We start from the raw sequence: 15,802 nt of genomic DNA, 5'->3' as shown, positions 1-15,802 counted from the left end.
AATAGTTCTACTAATGTGCGATATTTCGTCGAGTTGACAGCGAATTTATAGCCTTAAACCCCAGATACGCCAAATAAAATAAGACTAATTAATCGAGGCAAGCGTTATATGAGTACTGCACACGCCGTTTATCCCGACCTGAAGGGTAAGACCGTACTGATTTCCGGAGGTGCCTCGGGCATCGGCGAATTCATGGTGCGCGCCTTCGCCGCGCAGGGCGCCAAGGTGGCCTTTGTGGACCGCGCGCAAAGCCAGGGCGAGCGGCTCGCGGCGGTGTTGAGTGCCCAAGGGCATAGCGTTGAGTTCGTGTGCTGCGACATCACTGATGAAATCGCCTACAAAGCGGCGATCGCCCGTTTTGAGCAAACGCTGGGGCCGATCACCGTGCTGGTGAACAACGCAGCCAACGACGTGCGTCATACGCTGCAAGAAGTCGATTCGGACACGTTCGACAGGCTGATCGCCGTCAACCTCAAACACGCCTTTTTTGCCGCCAAGGCGGTGGTGCCGATGATGAAAAGCGCGGGCGGCGGGGCGATTATCAACCTGGGCTCGGTCGGCTGGATGATGGCGTCGGCGGGCTACCCGGTGTACGCGGCCAGCAAGGCGGCGGCCCATGGCATGACCCGAGCGCTGGCGCGGGAACTGGGCCCCAGCCGTATCCGCGTCAACACCCTGGTGCCTGGCTGGGTCATGACCGAAAAACAGCTGGCGATGTGGGTGGACGATGCGGCCAGGGAACTGATCAGCCGCAGCCAGTGCTTGCCAGGCAGTGTGCTGCCGGAACACATCGCCAACATGGCGCTGTTTCTTGCCTCCGATGCGTCGGCGATGTGTTCGGCACAAAACTTTATTGTGGATGGGGGCTGGGTCTAGGCCAGTTATTCGATGGGGTATTTCCTGAACGCCGGATGCTGCTCCAGCTGATTGGCGTGGCGTTGCAGGTTGGGATACGCCTGGGCCTTGAGCAGCGTCGGCAGTTTTAACTGCGTGAACGACCAGGCGACGGCCGCCGTCAGCGCGGCCTGGTTCAGGCGTTCACCGCTCGCCTGGGCCAGGTGTGTTTCCAGCAGCGAATAAGCGGCCAGCAACTGCCCGGTTACGCGATCGAGCCACGGTTCATGCAGTTTTTCTGCTGGGCGCAAGTGGTGCTCGTAGACGATCTGCACGGTTTTCTCACACGCCGCCAGGGCCAGGCCGAGCACTTGCAGCTCTTTGGCGCGTGCGCCGGCGTTGTGTGGCAGAAGTTTTTTGTCGGTCGGCGCCAGGGTTTCGAAGTAGTCCAGGATCAGGCTGGAATCCATCAGCACCGTTCCATCATCGAGCACCAGCGTGGGCGCCTTGACCACCGGGTTGATTGCAGAAAATTCAGCGTAGGTGCTGAACACCGAGAGCGACTCGTGTACGAAATCCACGCCGTACAGTTCAAGGGAAATTGCGACGCGACGAACGTAAGGCGAGTCCAGCATGCCGACCAGTTTCATGAAGCCTCCAAGGCTCTCAGGGTGTTTGGCTCAAGAGATTAAAGGCACCGGGCCGGCCTGCGCAATGGCCGCGCGCAGCGGCTGATAGGCGTGCACGAGTTGCTCCAGGCTGAACGCCAGGTTGCGCCCGCTCGGGTTGGGCAACACCCACACCGAGGCGCCGCCCAATAGCTGCGGCTGCAGCCCCCAGGCGATCTCGCGCTGGCCGGACAACGCGCTGTAACCAACCTTGCCCAGGAACGCCACACACCGCGGCTGGCAACGACGGATCTTGTGTTCAAACGCCGTCGCCGCTTCGGTGAATTCATGTCGCGCCAATTCCCCCGCGCTCGCCGTCGGGCGCTCGACCAAGGTGGTCAATCCGCAGTGATAGTCGAGCAGGCTGCGTGCATCCTCCGGGCGGATTTCATGTGGGGTAAAACCCGCCAGGTGCAACGTGCGCCAGAAGCGGTTGCTGCGATTGGCGAAGTGCAGGCCGAGGGCGGCAGAGCCCTTGCCCGGGTTGATGCCGCAGAACACCACATGCAGGTGGTCGACGAGGATGTCTTCGAGGCGGATGGCTTAATCGTCCTTGGCCAGGAGCGTGCGGGCAAACTCGTCGGAGGCGATAAAATCCAGGGTCTGGCGCAGCTGCGCCGCCGCTTCACGGCCAAACGCCTGATCAAAGCGCTCGGCCATTTGCGTCGAGATGCGCTTGGCGGCCGCGTGCGTGCGCTGGCCTTGCTCGGTCAGCAGCACGCGGCGGGTGCGGCGGTCGAATTCGTCCACGCGCAGCTCTACCAGGCCATCGCGCATCAATGGCTTGAGTGTGTGGCCCAGGGCGGACAAATCCATCACCAGGGCTTGCGCCAGTTCGCCCATCTTCGGCGTGCCGGCCTTGGCGATGCGGTTGAGCACCGCGTATTGAGTGGCTTTCAACCCGCAGGGCGCATACGCCTCGTCATAGATCTGGCCCAGGCGACGGGACGTGCGGCGCACGGCACCGTTCACGCAGGCGCTGGGACTCTCGGAACAAGGCGGGGCAGATTTCAAGGGCAGATACTCTCTGATACAAAACACGACGCGGGTGATTATGCCTGCGCGACCTGTCAGGACAAGGCCTTTCAGACCGAAGATGGCTTGCAGATGAAGACTGAGACAGCTTGAAACAAATTAGTTGCGTACGCCACTAAATTAGATATCGTGGCATATGCCTCTTTGTGACCGGATGTCGTTACAAACTCCCCAGGAAACGCGTGGGGCGAGGCGGGAAAACGGCACGGCTCTGCCTGCTTGATCATCCAACCCCTGTCTGGATCACCTCCTATGCTGAGCCTCGTGCGCATCGCGTTGCGGCGCCCCTATACCTTTCTGGTATTGGCTATTTTCATCCTGATCATCGGCCCGCTGGCGGCCTGGCGAACGCCGACCGACATCTTTCCCGAAATCCGCATTCCGGTCATCGCGGTGATCTGGCAGTACACCGGCCTGCCGCCCGACCAGATGGCGGGGCGCATCACGTCGCCGTTCGAGCGCGTGCTGACCACCACGGTCAACGACATTCGCCATATCGAAGCGCAGTCGATGAATGGCTACGGCATCGTGAAGATCTTCTTCCAGCCCGGCGTCAACATCAGCACGGCCAACGCCCAGGTCACGTCGGTGTCCCAGGCGATCCTGCGGCAACTGCCGCCCAGCACCGTGCCGCCGCTGGTGCTCAACTACAGCGCCTCCACCGTGCCCATCGTGCAGCTGGCCCTGTCGGGCGCGGGTTTGAGCGAGCAGCGCCTGGGCGATATTGGCCTTAACCAGGTGCGCCTGATGCTCACCACCGTGCCCGGTGCGGCGCTGCCATACCCATTTGGCGGCAAGAGCCGCCAGGTGCAGATCGACCTTGATTCGGCGCGCATGCAGGCGCGCGGCCTGTCGGCGCAAGACGTCGCCACCGCCCTGGCCACGCAGAACCTGATCACGCCGGTGGGCACGCAGAAGATCGGCAGCTACGAATTCAACCTGCAACTGAACAACGCGCCGTCGGATTTCCATGACCTGGAAAACTTGCCGATCAAGACCGCCGACGGCACCACCGTGTTGATCCGCGATGTGGCCACCGTGCGCGACGGCAACCCGCCGCAAACCAACATCGTGCACGTGAACGGCAACCGTTCGGTGCTGCTGCCGGTGCTCAAGACCGGCTCGGCATCGACCTTGGGTGTGATCGCCGGGATCAAGGAAAAGCTCGCGGACAACAAGGCCGCCTTGCCGCCTGACCTGAACATCGACCTGATCGGCGACCAGTCACTGTTCGTGCGCTCGGCCATCAGCGGCGTGGCCCGTGAAGGCGTGATCGCGGCGGCGCTGACCAGCCTGATGATCCTGCTGTTCCTTGGCAGCTGGCGTTCGACGGTGATCATTGCCACGTCGATTCCGTTGGCGATCCTGGCCTCGATTGCCACGCTTTCGGCTCTGGGCGAAACCCTCAATATCATGACCCTCGGCGGCCTGGCGCTGGCGGTCGGCATCCTGGTGGACGACGCCACGGTGACCATCGAGAACATCAACTGGCACCTGGAGCAGGGCAAGCCGGTGGAGACCGCGATCCTCGACGGCGCGGCGCAGATCGTCACGCCGGCGTTCGTTTCGCTGCTGTGTATTTGCATCGTATTTGTGCCGATGTTCTTCCTCGACGGCGTGGCGCGCTTCCTGTTTGTACCGATGGCTGAGGCGGTGATTTTCGCCATGATTGCCTCGTTCATCCTGTCACGTACGCTGGTACCGACACTCGCCAACTACCTGCTCAAGCCGCATGTGCACGGTGAGGACGGGCACGCGCCGTCGCGCAATCCGCTGGTGAATTTCCAACGTGGTTTCGAGCGGCGTTTTGAAGGGTTTCGCGAGCGCTACCACAGCGTGTTGGACAGTGCCTTGCACCATCGCCGCACGGTGGTGATCGGCCTGCTGGCGTTTGTTGCGGTGTCGTTTGCGCTGGTGCCGTTCCTGGGCCGCAACTTCTTCCCCGAGGTCGATTCCGGCTTGATCCTGCTGCACGTGCGTGCCCCGGTGGGCACGCGGGTGGAAAGCAACGCGCACTTGATCGCCGACATCGAGAACGCGATCCGGCGCAAAGTCCCGGCCAATGAGCTCAAGGCGTTGGTCGACAACATCGGCCTGTCCATCAGCGGCATCAACGTGGTGTACAACAACACCGGCACCGTGGGCTCCCAGGACAGCGACATTCAGATCAGCCTCAATGAAGGCCACCGCCCGACCGCAGAATACATGCGCATATTGCGCGAAACCCTGCCACGCGAGTTCCCCAGTGCGGTGTTCTCGTTCCCGGCGTCGGACATCGTCGGGCAGATCCTCAACTTCGGCTCGTCGGCGCCGATTGACCTGCAAATCACCGGCAATAACCTGGCGGGCAACTTCACGTACGCCAGCGCGTTGCTGCGTGATATTCGTCGGGTGCCGGGCGTGGTCGATGCGCGCATCCAGCAGTCGCGGCAATTGCCGACGTTCAATATCGACGTGGACCGCACCCGCGCGCAATTGGTCGGCTTGACCGAGCGCGACGTGACCAACAGCCTGGTAGTCAACCTCGCCGGTTCCAGCCAGGTGGCGCCGACCTTTTGGTTGAACCCGGCCAACGGCATTTCCTACCCGATCGTGATGCAAACCCCGCAGTACAGCCTTGAAAGCCTGGCGGCGTTGCACAACCTGCCGTTGAGTGGCGGCAGCGGGGCGGCCACCGACCAGACGTTGGGCGGCCTGGCGAATATCCAGCGCAGCCACAGTAATTCGGTGTTCACCCAATCGGATATCCAGCCGGTGGTCGAAGTGCTGACCGCGATTCAGGACCGCGACCTCGGTGGCGTTGCCGCCGATATCCAGAAGATCATCGCCGCCCACGCCGGTGAAGTACCGACCGGCTCCAAGGTCATCCTGCAAGGCCAGGTACAGACCATGAACGCGGCGTTCAGTGGCTTGCTGTTCGGCCTGCTCGGCGCGGTGGTGCTGATCTACTTGCTGATCGTGGTCAACTTCCAATCCTGGGCCGACCCGTTTGTGATCATCACCGCGTTGCCGGCGGCGCTGGCGGGCATCGTGTGGATGCTGTTTATCACGCACACGCCGCTGTCGGTGCCGGCGCTGACCGGGGCGATCATGTGCATGGGCGTGGCCACTGCCAACGCCATTTTGGTGGTGAGCTTCTGTCGCGAACGCCTGGCGGTGCACGGCGATGCGGTGCAGGCCGCGCTCGAAGCCGGCTTCACCCGGCTGCGGCCGGTGTTGATGACGGCCATTTCGATGATCATCGGCATGGCGCCCATGGCCTTGGGCCTGGGCGAGGGCGGCGAGCAGAACGCGCCACTGGGCCGCGCGGTGATCGGCGGCCTGGCGTTTGCCACCGTCGCCACGTTGATTCTGGTTCCGTTGATTTTCAGTCTTGTCCACGGGCGTCGCCAGCACGCCACGCGTGCGACCACCGTTACCCAAGGGGTTTGACATGTCCGTTTCCGTTTCTAAATCCAAGTCTTCCCGTGGCCTGCTGTGGCTGATCGTGGGTGCGGCAGTGGTGGTTGTCATCGTCGGTGTCGGCATCGGCGTGCGCGCCAGTGAATCGCGCGACCTCAAGACCTGGACCGACGCCCAGTCGTTGCCCAGCGTCAACCTGATCAAGCCGGTGGTGCAAGCCCAGGGCCCGGTGCTCAATCTGCCGGGGCGGATGGAGGCGTATTCACGCGCGTCGATTTTCGCCCGGGTCAACGGCTACCTGAAATCCTGGAATGTCGACATCGGCACCCGCGTCAAAGCCGGGCAAGTGTTGGCTGAAATCGACACCCCGGAACTCGACCAGCAACTGCTGCAGGCCCGTGCCACATTGGCCTCGGCCCAAGCCGATGAGCACCTCGCCGAAACAACCGCCAAACGCTGGCAGGCCATGCTGGCGAACGACTCGGTGTCGCGCCAGGACGTGGATGAACGCACCGGCGACCTGACCGCCAAGCAAGCCAAAGTGGCGGCGGCCAAGGCCAATGTTGACCAGCTGGTCGCAACCAAGGGCTTCCAGCATCTGGTCGCGCCGTTTGCCGGTGTGGTCACCGCGCGCAGCACTGACGTAGGTGCGTTGATCAGCGCGGGCGGGACCGCCGGCAAAGAGCTGTTTGCGGTGGCCGATGTCAGCCGTCTGCGCGTGTATGTGCAGGTGCCGCAAACCTTCTCGCCACAGATTCGCGAAGGCACCACTGCGCGCCTCAGCGTGCCGGAGTACCGCGGCGAAACCTTCACCGGCAAAGTGATTGCCACCGCCGACGCGGTCAACGCCGCCTCCGGCAGCACGCTCGTGCAATTGCTGGTGGACAACCCCGGTGGCCGCTTGCTGCCCGGCGGCTACACCAGCGTGCAGTTTGACCTGCCGGTGCAGGCCGACGTCATCCGCGTGCCGTCCAGCGCCTTGGTGTTCGATGACAAGGGCATGCGCGTCGCGACCCTGGACGCCAACAACCATGTGCACTTCAAGACCGTCAGCATCGCTCGCGACTTTGGTGACAGCGTCGAAATCGCCAGCGGCCTGCAAGCCGCCGACCGCGTGATCGACACGCCGCCCGATGGCCTGGCTGATGATGATTCGGTGCAACTGGCGGTCGCTGCCACTGAGGTCAAACCCCATGGCTAAGCGCAATGTGCTGGGCTTGATCGCCACGCTGAGCCTGGGCGCCTGCTCGTTGGCGCCACCGCTGAACGTGCCGCAAACACCGATGGCCGCGCAGTTTCACACCCAAGGGCCCTGGACGGTCGGCACGCCGAACGATCAGGCCAACCGGGATGGCTGGTGGCGCGTGTACAACGACCCGCAGCTGGATGCGATGCAGCAGCAGTTGTTGAAAAACAACGCCGACCTGAGCGCCGCGCTCGCGCATTACCAGCAGTCTCAAGGGTTCCTGGCCCAGGACCGTTCGGGGCTGTTCCCGAAGATCTCGGCCATTGGCAACGGCCAGCGCATTCGCCAGTCAGACACCAAGCCGTTGCGCTCGGCCACTTCACCGGATGTCTACAACTCCGCGACCCTGGGCCTGGAAGTCGACTATGAAGTCGACCTGTGGGGCCGCGTGCGCGACACCGTGGCCGCCGGCACCAGCGACTCTGATGCGGCCAAGGCAGACCTGGCGTCGGTACGCCTGAGCCTGCAGGCGCAACTGGCCGACAGCTACATCCGCCTGCGCGGTATCGATTGGCAGAACCAGTTGCTGGCGCAGACGCGCGACGCTTACGCCAAGGCCCTTGGCCTGACCGAAGGTTTGCATGGCGGCGGTATCGTCTCCGGCCTGGACGTGGCACGGGCGCGTACGCAGTTGTCGACGGTTAAATCACAGCTCAGCCAGAGCCAGGTGCAACGGGCGCTGCTGGAGCATTCGATAGCGGCGATGCTCGGTGAGTCGGCTTCCACTTATAGCGTCGCCGTGAACGTGGCGCCGATTGCCTTGCCTAATGTGCCGACCGGCGTGCCTTCCAGCCTGTTGCAGCGTCGGCCGGATATTGCGGCTGCCGAGCGTCGTATTGCTGCGGCCAATGCGCGGATTGGCGTCGCCAAGGCGGCGTGGTTCCCGCAGATCACGCTGAGCGCCCAAGGCGGTTATCAGAGTGACGAGTTTGCCCGCTTGCTCAGCGCGCCCAACCTGTTCTGGGCCATCGGCCCATCACTGGTGGGCACCCTGTTTGACGGCGGCGCGCGTCAGGCCCAGGTGGACATCGCCAAGGCCGCCACTGATGAAGCGGCGGCCAAATACCGTGGCGTGGTGTTGGGTGCGTTCGAGCAGGTGGAGGACAACCTGTCGCAAATCGCCGGCCTGGGCGCTGCGCTGGATGATCAGCGCGATGCGGCGGCTGCGGCGCAATACGCTGAAGACCTGTCCACCTCGCGTTATCGCCAGGGCGCCGTGGCATACCTGGATGTGGTGACTGCGCAAGTGGCGGCGCTGGAGGCCAAGCGCAGCGTGTTGCAATTGCAAACTCAGCAATTGAGCGCCAATGTGGGCCTGATCAAGGCGCTGGGCGGCGGATGGAACGTGGCTCAATTGGCTGCGTCGACCCCTGATGAAACCAAGGAGAAGTGAGCATGACCGAGTACGTACCCCCGAAAGTCTGGACCTGGGACACTGAAAGCGGCGGCACCTTTGCCAGTATCAACCGGCCTATCGCCGGTGCGACCCACGAGCAGGAATTGCCGGTTGGCAAGCACCCGTTGCAGCTGTATTCGCTGGCCACGCCCAATGGCCAGAAGGTCACGATCCTGCTGGAAGAGCTGTTGGCCCTGGGGCACGCCGGCGCGGAATACGACGCCTGGCTGATCAAGATCGGTGACGGTGATCAGTTTGGCAGCGGGTTTGTGGCGGTGAACCCGAATTCGAAGATCCCGGCGTTGCTGGACCGCAGTGGGGATACGCCGATTCGGGTGTTCGAATCGGGGGCGATTTTGCAGTACCTGGCGCAGAAGTTCGGGGCGTTCTTTCCCACTGAGCCGGCGGCGCGTGCGGAGTGTTTGTCGTGGTTGTTCTGGCAGATGGGCAGTGCGCCGTACCTGGGCGGCGGGTTTGGGCATTTTTATGCGTACGCGCCGAGCAAGATGGAGTACCCGATCAATCGGTTTGCCATGGAGACCAAACGCCAGCTGGATGTGCTGGATCAGCGGTTGGCGGTGAGTGAGTACATTGCCGGGGATGAGTACACCATTGCGGATATTGCGATCTGGCCTTGGTATGGCGGGTTGGTCAAAGGCCGGTTGTATGGGGCTTCGGCGCAGTTTTTGTCGGTGCATGAGTACAAGCATGTGCTGCGTTGGGCGGACGCGATTGAGGCGCGGCCGGCGGTGCAGCGGGGGCGCAGGGTGAATCGGGTTTCTGGGGAGGTTTCGGAGCAGTTGCGTGAGCGGCATGATGCGAGTGATTTGGACTGACTTTTTTTTGGGTGGGGGAGTACATATCCGTTGCTGCGGTCACGGCCACTTAGGGTTCCGCTCTTACAGCGGGTCACTTTTGGCAAACGCCCTGTACGGACCGGACACATGGTTGACGGGTGTGCGGGGACATGGTGGACACTTTTGGCGAGCCAACTTCGCCGGAAAGCCATCATGCCCTGGGACACGAGAGATACCATGAGCCTGAAAGAAGAGTTCATTGCCTTAGCACGGCAACCCGGCAGCAATAAACGAGAGCTGTGTCGACGGTTCGGCATCAGTCCGCAAACGGCCTATAAGTGGTTGAAACGCTATGAAATGCATGGGCAGTCTGGGCTGCAAGAGAAATCCCGAAAACCTGCGACTAGCCCAAAGCTAACCGCGCCAGCTTTGGAGGCGCAGGTCATAGCGCTTAGGCAAGCACATCCCGCTTGGGGCGGACGCACAATCAGCAGCCTTTTGAAAAAGCAGATTGCTCCTAGCACCGTCACCAATGTTTTGCACCGATGCGGGCTGATTCAGCTTGTTCAGAAGGAACAAGAAGCAAAGCTGAGATTTGAACACGATGCACCTAACGATCTTTGGCAGATGGATTTCAAAGGGCACTTCCCGACACAAGAAGGCCGATGCCATCCCCTGACGTTGTTGGACGATCACTCACGATTCAATTTGGCGATTCAAGCTTGTGATAACGAGCGTGGAATCACGGTGAAGGAAAAGATGATCGAGGTATTTCAGCGCTTTGGGTTACCGGCTCGCATCAACGTTGACAATGGACCACCATGGGGCTCGCCACGCAACCCTGGGGAAATCACAGAACTAAGTATCTGGTTGATTCGCTTGGGGATCAGGATCAGCTTCAGTCGTCCTTACCACCCTCAAACCAATGGAAAGATTGAACGTTTTCATCGTTCACTCAAAGCGGAGGTGCTTGATGGGCGTCAATTCTCTACGATCAAGGATGCTCAAACAGCGTTTGATCAATGGCGTGAGGTCTATAACTTAAAACGCCCTCACCAAGCACTGGATTACAAGGTGCCTATGGACCGGTACCGAGCAAGCCCTTGGGCTTATCCGCAGCAGCTATCGGAATTTGAATATGGGCCGGATGATGTGCTGGCCAAGGTTTATCACAGCCGATTTCGCTTTCAGAAACGTTATTTCAGCATCGCCAAGGGGCTGGTTGGGCAGCACATCGCAGTTCGACCCAACCCTGAAAGTGACGGGCTCTTTGACGTCTACTTCTGCCACCACTTCCTACGAACGATCGACATGAGCAAACCTGACTATGGTTCATAATGTGTCAACCATGTCCCCGCACATGTGTCCACCATGTGTCCGGTCCGTACAGCAAACGCCCCAAAAGTAACCAAAAGGTCTTTGCCCCACCACTCGGCACCTCGCCTGGGCTCGGTGTGCCCTCACTCCGGCTTGAATCCGTGGGCCGCCGCGACGGGCCATCCATGGCCCAACGCGGCTAACCCGGCGTCCTGCCGGGTTACCCACGGATTCAAGCCTGCGTTCGGCCAGCGTGGTTGACGGGGCCTGTCAGATCAAGAGCAAGATCAAAAGCAGAGCACGGCGGCCTAGTAGCCGACCTGAGTGGTAGAAGCAAAAGCACAACCACACACCTCTATCTGATGCACAGAGCTCCAAATGTGGGAGCGGGCTTGCTCGCGAATGCTGTGTGTCTGTGACACATAAGCTGACTGACCCACCGCCTTCGCGAGCAAGCCCGCTCCCACAATTTGACTGAGTTCAGCCTCCACCACCGCACTGCTTTGCTTTTCTGTGGGAGCTGGCTTGCCTGCGATGCAGACACCTCGGTGTATCAGTGACACACAGTTGATGCCATCGCAGGCAAGCCAGCTCCCACATTTGATTGAGTTCAGCTTCCAGAATCAGGTCGGCTGTCAGGCCGCCTCGGTTTTGCTTCTACCACTAAGGTCGGCTACTAGGCCGCCGTGCTTTGCTTTTGATTTTGATCTTAGGCGGCCCACGCTCCAAAGCCTGCGTGAGGGCACACCGAGCCCAAGCGAGGTGCCAAGTGGTGTGGCAAGAGCCTTTTGGTTACTTTTGGGCCGGCCGCCAGCCTGGGGCTTGGCTCCGCACGGTTTAACTCAAAAAGCCGGTGCTCACCGCCACGATCAGGAAAATCCCCAGCAGCGCGCGGTAGATCACGAACGGCCAGGTGGAGAACCGCTCCAGAAACTTCATCAGGCCCCAGATGGCAAAGAACGCCGAGACGCTGGCGACCACCAGCCCGAAGATCAAGTGCGACCAGGCGTGGGCAGGCATGTCGGCGTGCAGCAGCACCCACAGTTCTTTCAAGCCGGCGAGGGCGATGGCCGGCAGGCCCAGCAGGAAGGAAAAGCGCGCAGCTTCTTCACGCTTGAAGTTCAGGAACAGCGCGGCGGTGAGTGTCGAACCGGAGCGCGACACCCCAGGAATCAGCGCGCCAATCTGCGCGATACCGACAATCAGCGCATCGCGCAGGCGCATTTCGCTCATCTCACGGGTGTGGCGCGCGCGCACTTCGGCCACTGCCAGCAATACCGCCATCACCACGCAGGCAATCCCGATCACCATCAGGCCGCGTAACGGCGAGTTGCAGGTATTCAGGGTCGAAGACAGCGCCAGGCCGGCAATCCCAATCGGGATAGTGGCCAACACAATCGCCACGGCCAGTTTGAACCACCGGTCGTTGTAGTCGCCCCGGCGCACCGCACTGAGGCTGCCGGTGGTCACCTGGCGCACGTCACGCCAGAAATAACTGACCACCGCCGCCAGCGCCGCCAACTGCATGGCAGCGGAAAACGCCGAACCCGGGTCTTGCCAGCCGAGCAGGGCGGGCACCACTCGCATGTGGGCTGTGGACGACACCGGCAACAGCTCGGTAATGCCCTGGATGACGCCCAGGATGAAGATCTGCAGGTAGTCCAGAGAGGCAAAGCCCACATCCAGGCCGGCGGAACAGACGTTTGTCACAATACGTGTCCTTGAAAAAAGGGGCTTTAGAAGAAGCAGTAGGCGAAGTTTATTCTAAATGTTTCAGGATATTGGACGCGGAGTAGCAAATCCGCAATCGGTTCAGCAAACAGAAAGGTTATGCAATGTATTGGCGTGTGTATCACTTTTGTGAACAATGGGGTTTTGCGTATTTTCACCGAGAGCCCAATGCCTGAAACCACCGTCGAATTGATCCAGACCGGCCCCGATGCGTCTGAGCTGATCCGTAATCTTTACCAGTACTATGCCTATGAGTCGTCAGACTGGGAGCAGGAAGATGTGGAGTCGGATGGCCGTTTCTATATCCATGACGAGCACCTGACCCGCTACTGGCAAGACCCGCAATGGAGCGCCAACCTGCTGCTGGTGGATGGCTACATCGCCGGCTTCCTGCTGATCGAAGGCAGCGAGCTGCCGGGCATCGACGCACTGGAACTGGCCGACCTGTTCATCCTCAAGCGCTATCGCCGCAAAGGCATTGGCCGCGCTATCGCCACCCAAGTGCTGCGCAGTGGCGAGACCAATTGGCTGGTGCGGTTCTACGATCAGGATGAAGTGTCCCAGGCGTTCTGGCGCGCGGTGCTCGATGACCTGCCGCGCCCGGTGCAGCTGCTTGAGCTGGATGACGATCCGCAGTTGGTCAGTTATTTGATTACGCGGGCCGCGCTGCATTAAACACGATGTTGAACTTAGCCGGGCACGGCCGCACTTGGACTCGTCGGCCGGTTTCGCCCTGAATGGCACAGGCCAAGGCCGTGGCATCTACTCTATTCGCAGCGCGTTTTGCCTGAATATCCGAAGGGCACGGTGACCCGCCGTGGCCTGGGTACGGGTAAAACAACCCAACAGCCAAAACCCTTATCACTGCCGCTAGGCTCCCGCGTTGAACAACACTTGCTGCATCGCCTGCGGCGGTTGCCCGAACGCGCGCAGAAACGCCTGGCGCATGCGCTCGCGGTCACCGAAGCCGGTTTCGCGGGCCACCACTTCGACCGGGTGACGACTGGTTTCCATCATCGCCCGGGCAGCTTCCACCCGCAGCGACTCGATGGCCTTGGCCGGCGTCTGCCCGGTTTCTTCGCGGAACACCCGGCTGAATTGGCGCGGGCTCAGCCGAGCCACCTCGGCCAGGGCTTCCACCGACAGGTCGTGGGTCAGGTTTTCGCGGGCATAGGCCAGGGCCAGTTGCACGCGGTCGGACTTGGGGTCCAGTTCCAGTAACGCCGACAATTGCGATTGCTCACTGCCGCGGCGCTGGGCAATCACCAGCTTGCGGGCGATGCGTCGGGCGAGGTCGCTGCCCAGGTCGGCTTCCACCATGGCCAATGCCAGGTCCACCCCGGCGCTCATGCCGGCGCCGGTCCAGACCTGACCGTCAACCACGAACAGTTTGTCTTCTTCGAGCTGAATATCCGGGTAGCGCTTGCGAAATGCCGGCGCGTGAATCCAGTGGGTGGTGGTGCGCTTGCCTTCAAGCAAACCGGCTTCGGCCAGCACGAAAATGCCCATGCACAGCGAGGCCACGCGACGCGACTGCGCAGAGGCGGCTTTGACCACTTCCAGCAGGTTGGCCTCGGGCAGGCGAAATTCCAGGTAGCCGCTGACGATCAGCGTGTCATAACCCTGTGGCCGAATCGGGCTGGTATTCACCGAAAAACCCTGGGAGGTCATGACGGCGCCGCCGCTCTCCGAGACCAGATGAAACTCATAAGCCGGTTCACCGCGCAGCAGGTTCGCGCACTCGAACACCGAACCCAGGCTGAGGCTCAGGGACTGGAAATTCGGGTAAACCATCAGCGCAACGCTGTGCATCGTCATTCTCCAAGGGGCGTGGGAGAGGGGATTGTCGACGGGTGCCAGGCAAACGGCAACCGACTTTGTGCCATGTCCGAAATCCTTGCGGATATGACATTGTTGAAGTTTTTCTCGACGCCTAACATCCCCTCAACGAACTAGACGACTGGTCTAATCGGGACGGGATGAATGATGACTAACGCGACTAACAGTACAAGGCAGACCATTCTGGATACGGCGCAATTGATTGTGAGCCGCAAAGGATTTTCTGCCGTGGGGTTGAACGAAATACTTCAAGCCGCCGATGTACCCAAGGGGTCGTTTTATCACTACTTCCATTCCAAAGATGCATTCGGCGTGGTCTTGCTCGACACCTATTTCGACCAATACCTCAAAGGCATGGAGCAACTGTTCCAGCAACCCGGACTGTCCTGGGCCGCCAGGTTGATGCGCTATTGGCACACCTGGATCGACAACCAGACCGGCTGCACCGACGCGGGCAAATGCCTTGCCGTCAAACTCGGTGCCGAGGTGTCAGACCTTTCAGAGCCAATGCGTTTGTCCCTGCAGCGCGGCACCACACGCACCATCGCCTTGCTGGCCGAGGCCTTGCAGCACGGCATCCAGGACGGCTCGCTGGCGGTTCAGCAACACCCCGAAAGCCTGGCTCGGCGCTTGTACGCGCTGTGGTTGGGGACCAGCGTCATGAGCAAGATCACCCGAACATCCGCGCCTTTTGACGAGGCGCTGCTGCTGACCCGACAGTTATTGGGTTGCCCTGAACTGCTGATGCATACACCTACTGAAACCATCGATCGAGGCACTGGAAAATGAAAGTATTAATGGTACTGACCTCTCACGACCAGCTTGGCAATACCGGTCGTAAAACCGGCTTCTGGCTCGAAGAATTTGCGGCGCCCTATTACACCTTCAAAGACGCGGGTGCCGAACTGGTGCTGGCATCCCCGGCCGGCGGCCAGCCACCGCTGGACCCGGTCAGCGATCAGCCGGATGCACAGACCGAGCAAACCCGTCGCTTTGCTGGCGACCCGGCGGCCCAACAGGCCCTGGCCAGCACGGTCAAGCTGGACACGGTCAACGCCGACGACTTCGACACCGTGTTCTACCCAGGCGGCCATGGCCCGCTGTGGGACTTGGCCGAATCGCAAACCTCGATCGCATTGATTGAGGCCTTTGAGCGTGCCGGCAAGCCGATTGGTTTTGTCTGCCATGCGCCGGGCGCTCTGCGTCATGTCAAGGCCGTGAATGGCGAGCCGCTGGTCAAGGGCCGTCGTGTTACCGGCTTCTCCAACGCTGAAGAAGCTGCGGTTGGCCTGACCGATGTGGTGCCGTTCCTGATTGAAGATGATTTCAAGGCGCTCGGCGGCCACTATGAAAAGGGCGCTGATTGGCAGTCCTTTGTGCTCGAAGACGGCTTGCTGGTGACCGGGCAGAACCCTGCCAGTTCCAGTGCTGTGGCCAAGGCCCTGCTCACACTCACCGCCTGAATTAACCACACGCGTTATTGATTGGCGGCTCCTTGGAGCCGCCAATGCTTTTGCTCGCCCTGAATTTGGAAATT

Annotated in this window: 14 protein-coding genes; 9 read left to right on the top strand and 5 right to left on the bottom strand. The window is 61.0% G+C overall.

What is annotated here, in order from left to right; all coding sequences use genetic code 11:
- Positions 1-108 precede the first annotated feature (108 nt).
- Positions 109-876: an SDR family NAD(P)-dependent oxidoreductase gene (locus ABWL43_RS16800; protein WP_369302976.1), complete on the top strand. Its 768-nt coding sequence runs from the start codon at positions 109-111 to the stop codon at positions 874-876.
- 5 nt (positions 877-881) lie between these two features.
- Here the strand turns inward: ABWL43_RS16800 and ABWL43_RS16795 are convergent, their stop codons facing one another.
- Genes ABWL43_RS16795 through ABWL43_RS16785 form a run of 3 tightly spaced genes read right to left on the bottom strand, consistent with a single transcriptional unit; the run spans position 882 to position 2,462 of the window.
- Positions 882-1,484, bottom strand: coding sequence for a glutathione S-transferase family protein (locus ABWL43_RS16795; RefSeq protein WP_369302975.1), 603 nt, complete (start codon positions 1,482-1,484; stop codon positions 882-884).
- A gap of 30 nt (positions 1,485-1,514) precedes the next feature.
- Positions 1,515-2,042 carry a G/U mismatch-specific DNA glycosylase gene (gene mug, locus ABWL43_RS16790; protein ID WP_404488439.1) on the bottom strand — a complete coding sequence of 176 codons (528 nt, stop codon included), beginning with the start codon at positions 2,040-2,042 and terminating at the stop codon, positions 1,515-1,517.
- 3 nt (positions 2,043-2,045) lie between these two features.
- A complete protein-coding gene (locus ABWL43_RS16785; protein WP_404483187.1) occupies positions 2,046-2,462 on the bottom strand; it encodes a MarR family winged helix-turn-helix transcriptional regulator in 417 nt (138 codons plus the stop codon).
- A 327-nt stretch (positions 2,463-2,789) separates the two neighbouring features.
- On the opposite strand from ABWL43_RS16785, the gene ABWL43_RS16780 reads away from it, so the two are divergent.
- The 5 genes from ABWL43_RS16780 to ABWL43_RS16760 all read left to right on the top strand — a co-directional run bounded on the left by ABWL43_RS16780 (position 2,790) and on the right by ABWL43_RS16760 (position 10,716).
- Positions 2,790-5,969 carry an efflux RND transporter permease subunit gene (locus ABWL43_RS16780; RefSeq protein ID WP_404483185.1) on the top strand — a complete coding sequence of 1,060 codons (3,180 nt, stop codon included), beginning with the start codon at positions 2,790-2,792 and terminating at the stop codon, positions 5,967-5,969.
- 1 nt (position 5,970) lies between these two features.
- Positions 5,971-7,140, top strand: coding sequence for an efflux RND transporter periplasmic adaptor subunit (locus tag ABWL43_RS16775; RefSeq protein ID WP_404483183.1), 1,170 nt, complete (start codon positions 5,971-5,973; stop codon positions 7,138-7,140).
- Positions 7,133-8,578, top strand: a complete 1,446-nt coding sequence (locus ABWL43_RS16770) for an efflux transporter outer membrane subunit (protein WP_404483181.1) — start codon at positions 7,133-7,135, stop codon at positions 8,576-8,578. The genes ABWL43_RS16775 and ABWL43_RS16770 overlap by 8 nt, the downstream gene beginning before the upstream one ends.
- 2 nt (positions 8,579-8,580) lie before the next feature.
- On the top strand, positions 8,581-9,417 hold the full coding sequence (gene yghU / locus ABWL43_RS16765) for a glutathione-dependent disulfide-bond oxidoreductase (protein ID WP_404483179.1): 837 nt from the start codon (positions 8,581-8,583) through the stop codon (positions 9,415-9,417).
- 174 nt (positions 9,418-9,591) lie between these two features.
- The gene (locus tag ABWL43_RS16760; protein WP_262207404.1) at positions 9,592-10,716 is read left to right on the top strand and encodes an IS481 family transposase; all 1,125 of its coding nucleotides are present in this window, start codon (positions 9,592-9,594) and stop codon (positions 10,714-10,716) included.
- Positions 10,717-11,532: 816 nt separating this feature from the next.
- Here ABWL43_RS16760 and ABWL43_RS16755 read toward each other — a convergent pair.
- On the bottom strand, positions 11,533-12,405 hold the full coding sequence (locus ABWL43_RS16755; protein ID WP_404483177.1) for an undecaprenyl-diphosphate phosphatase: 873 nt from the start codon (positions 12,403-12,405) through the stop codon (positions 11,533-11,535).
- A 189-nt stretch (positions 12,406-12,594) separates the two neighbouring features.
- Here ABWL43_RS16755 and ABWL43_RS16750 point away from each other — a divergent pair, with 189 nt between their 5' ends.
- On the top strand, positions 12,595-13,101 hold the full coding sequence (locus ABWL43_RS16750) for a GNAT family N-acetyltransferase (RefSeq protein ID WP_145164879.1): 507 nt from the start codon (positions 12,595-12,597) through the stop codon (positions 13,099-13,101).
- A gap of 195 nt (positions 13,102-13,296) precedes the next feature.
- Here ABWL43_RS16750 and ABWL43_RS16745 read toward each other — a convergent pair whose 3' ends face one another.
- Positions 13,297-14,238, bottom strand: coding sequence for a GlxA family transcriptional regulator (locus tag ABWL43_RS16745; RefSeq protein WP_145164881.1), 942 nt, complete (start codon positions 14,236-14,238; stop codon positions 13,297-13,299).
- A gap of 174 nt (positions 14,239-14,412) precedes the next feature.
- Between ABWL43_RS16745 and ABWL43_RS16740 the strand changes: the two genes are divergently transcribed.
- Positions 14,413-15,054: a TetR/AcrR family transcriptional regulator gene (locus ABWL43_RS16740; protein ID WP_404483175.1), complete on the top strand. Its 642-nt coding sequence runs from the start codon at positions 14,413-14,415 to the stop codon at positions 15,052-15,054.
- Positions 15,051-15,728, top strand: a complete 678-nt coding sequence (locus ABWL43_RS16735) for a type 1 glutamine amidotransferase domain-containing protein (protein WP_145164885.1) — start codon at positions 15,051-15,053, stop codon at positions 15,726-15,728. The genes ABWL43_RS16740 and ABWL43_RS16735 overlap by 4 nt, the downstream gene beginning before the upstream one ends.
- Positions 15,729-15,802 lie beyond the last annotated feature (74 nt).

Source organism: Pseudomonas sp. HT11 (assembly GCF_044875395.1).
In the GTDB taxonomy this organism is placed as follows: domain Bacteria; phylum Pseudomonadota; class Gammaproteobacteria; order Pseudomonadales; family Pseudomonadaceae; genus Aquipseudomonas.
This window is presented reverse-complemented; position numbering and strand designations above follow the sequence as displayed.

Coding starts and splice junctions, on each gene's coding strand:
- ABWL43_RS16745 (WP_145164881.1), bottom strand. CDS start 14,238: ATGCACAGCGTTGCGCTGATGGTTTACCCGAATTTCCAGTCCCTGAGC.
- ABWL43_RS16775 (WP_404483183.1), top strand. CDS start 5,971: ATGTCCGTTTCCGTTTCTAAATCCAAGTCTTCCCGTGGCCTGCTGTGG.
- ABWL43_RS16780 (WP_404483185.1), top strand. CDS start 2,790: ATGCTGAGCCTCGTGCGCATCGCGTTGCGGCGCCCCTATACCTTTCTG.
- ABWL43_RS16750 (WP_145164879.1), top strand. CDS start 12,595: ATGCCTGAAACCACCGTCGAATTGATCCAGACCGGCCCCGATGCGTCT.
- ABWL43_RS16740 (WP_404483175.1), top strand. CDS start 14,413: ATGACTAACGCGACTAACAGTACAAGGCAGACCATTCTGGATACGGCG.
- ABWL43_RS16735 (WP_145164885.1), top strand. CDS start 15,051: ATGAAAGTATTAATGGTACTGACCTCTCACGACCAGCTTGGCAATACC.
- ABWL43_RS16760 (WP_262207404.1), top strand. CDS start 9,592: ATGCCCTGGGACACGAGAGATACCATGAGCCTGAAAGAAGAGTTCATT.
- ABWL43_RS16800 (WP_369302976.1), top strand. CDS start 109: ATGAGTACTGCACACGCCGTTTATCCCGACCTGAAGGGTAAGACCGTA.
- ABWL43_RS16770 (WP_404483181.1), top strand. CDS start 7,133: ATGGCTAAGCGCAATGTGCTGGGCTTGATCGCCACGCTGAGCCTGGGC.
- ABWL43_RS16795 (WP_369302975.1), bottom strand. CDS start 1,484: ATGAAACTGGTCGGCATGCTGGACTCGCCTTACGTTCGTCGCGTCGCA.
- yghU (WP_404483179.1), top strand. CDS start 8,581: ATGACCGAGTACGTACCCCCGAAAGTCTGGACCTGGGACACTGAAAGC.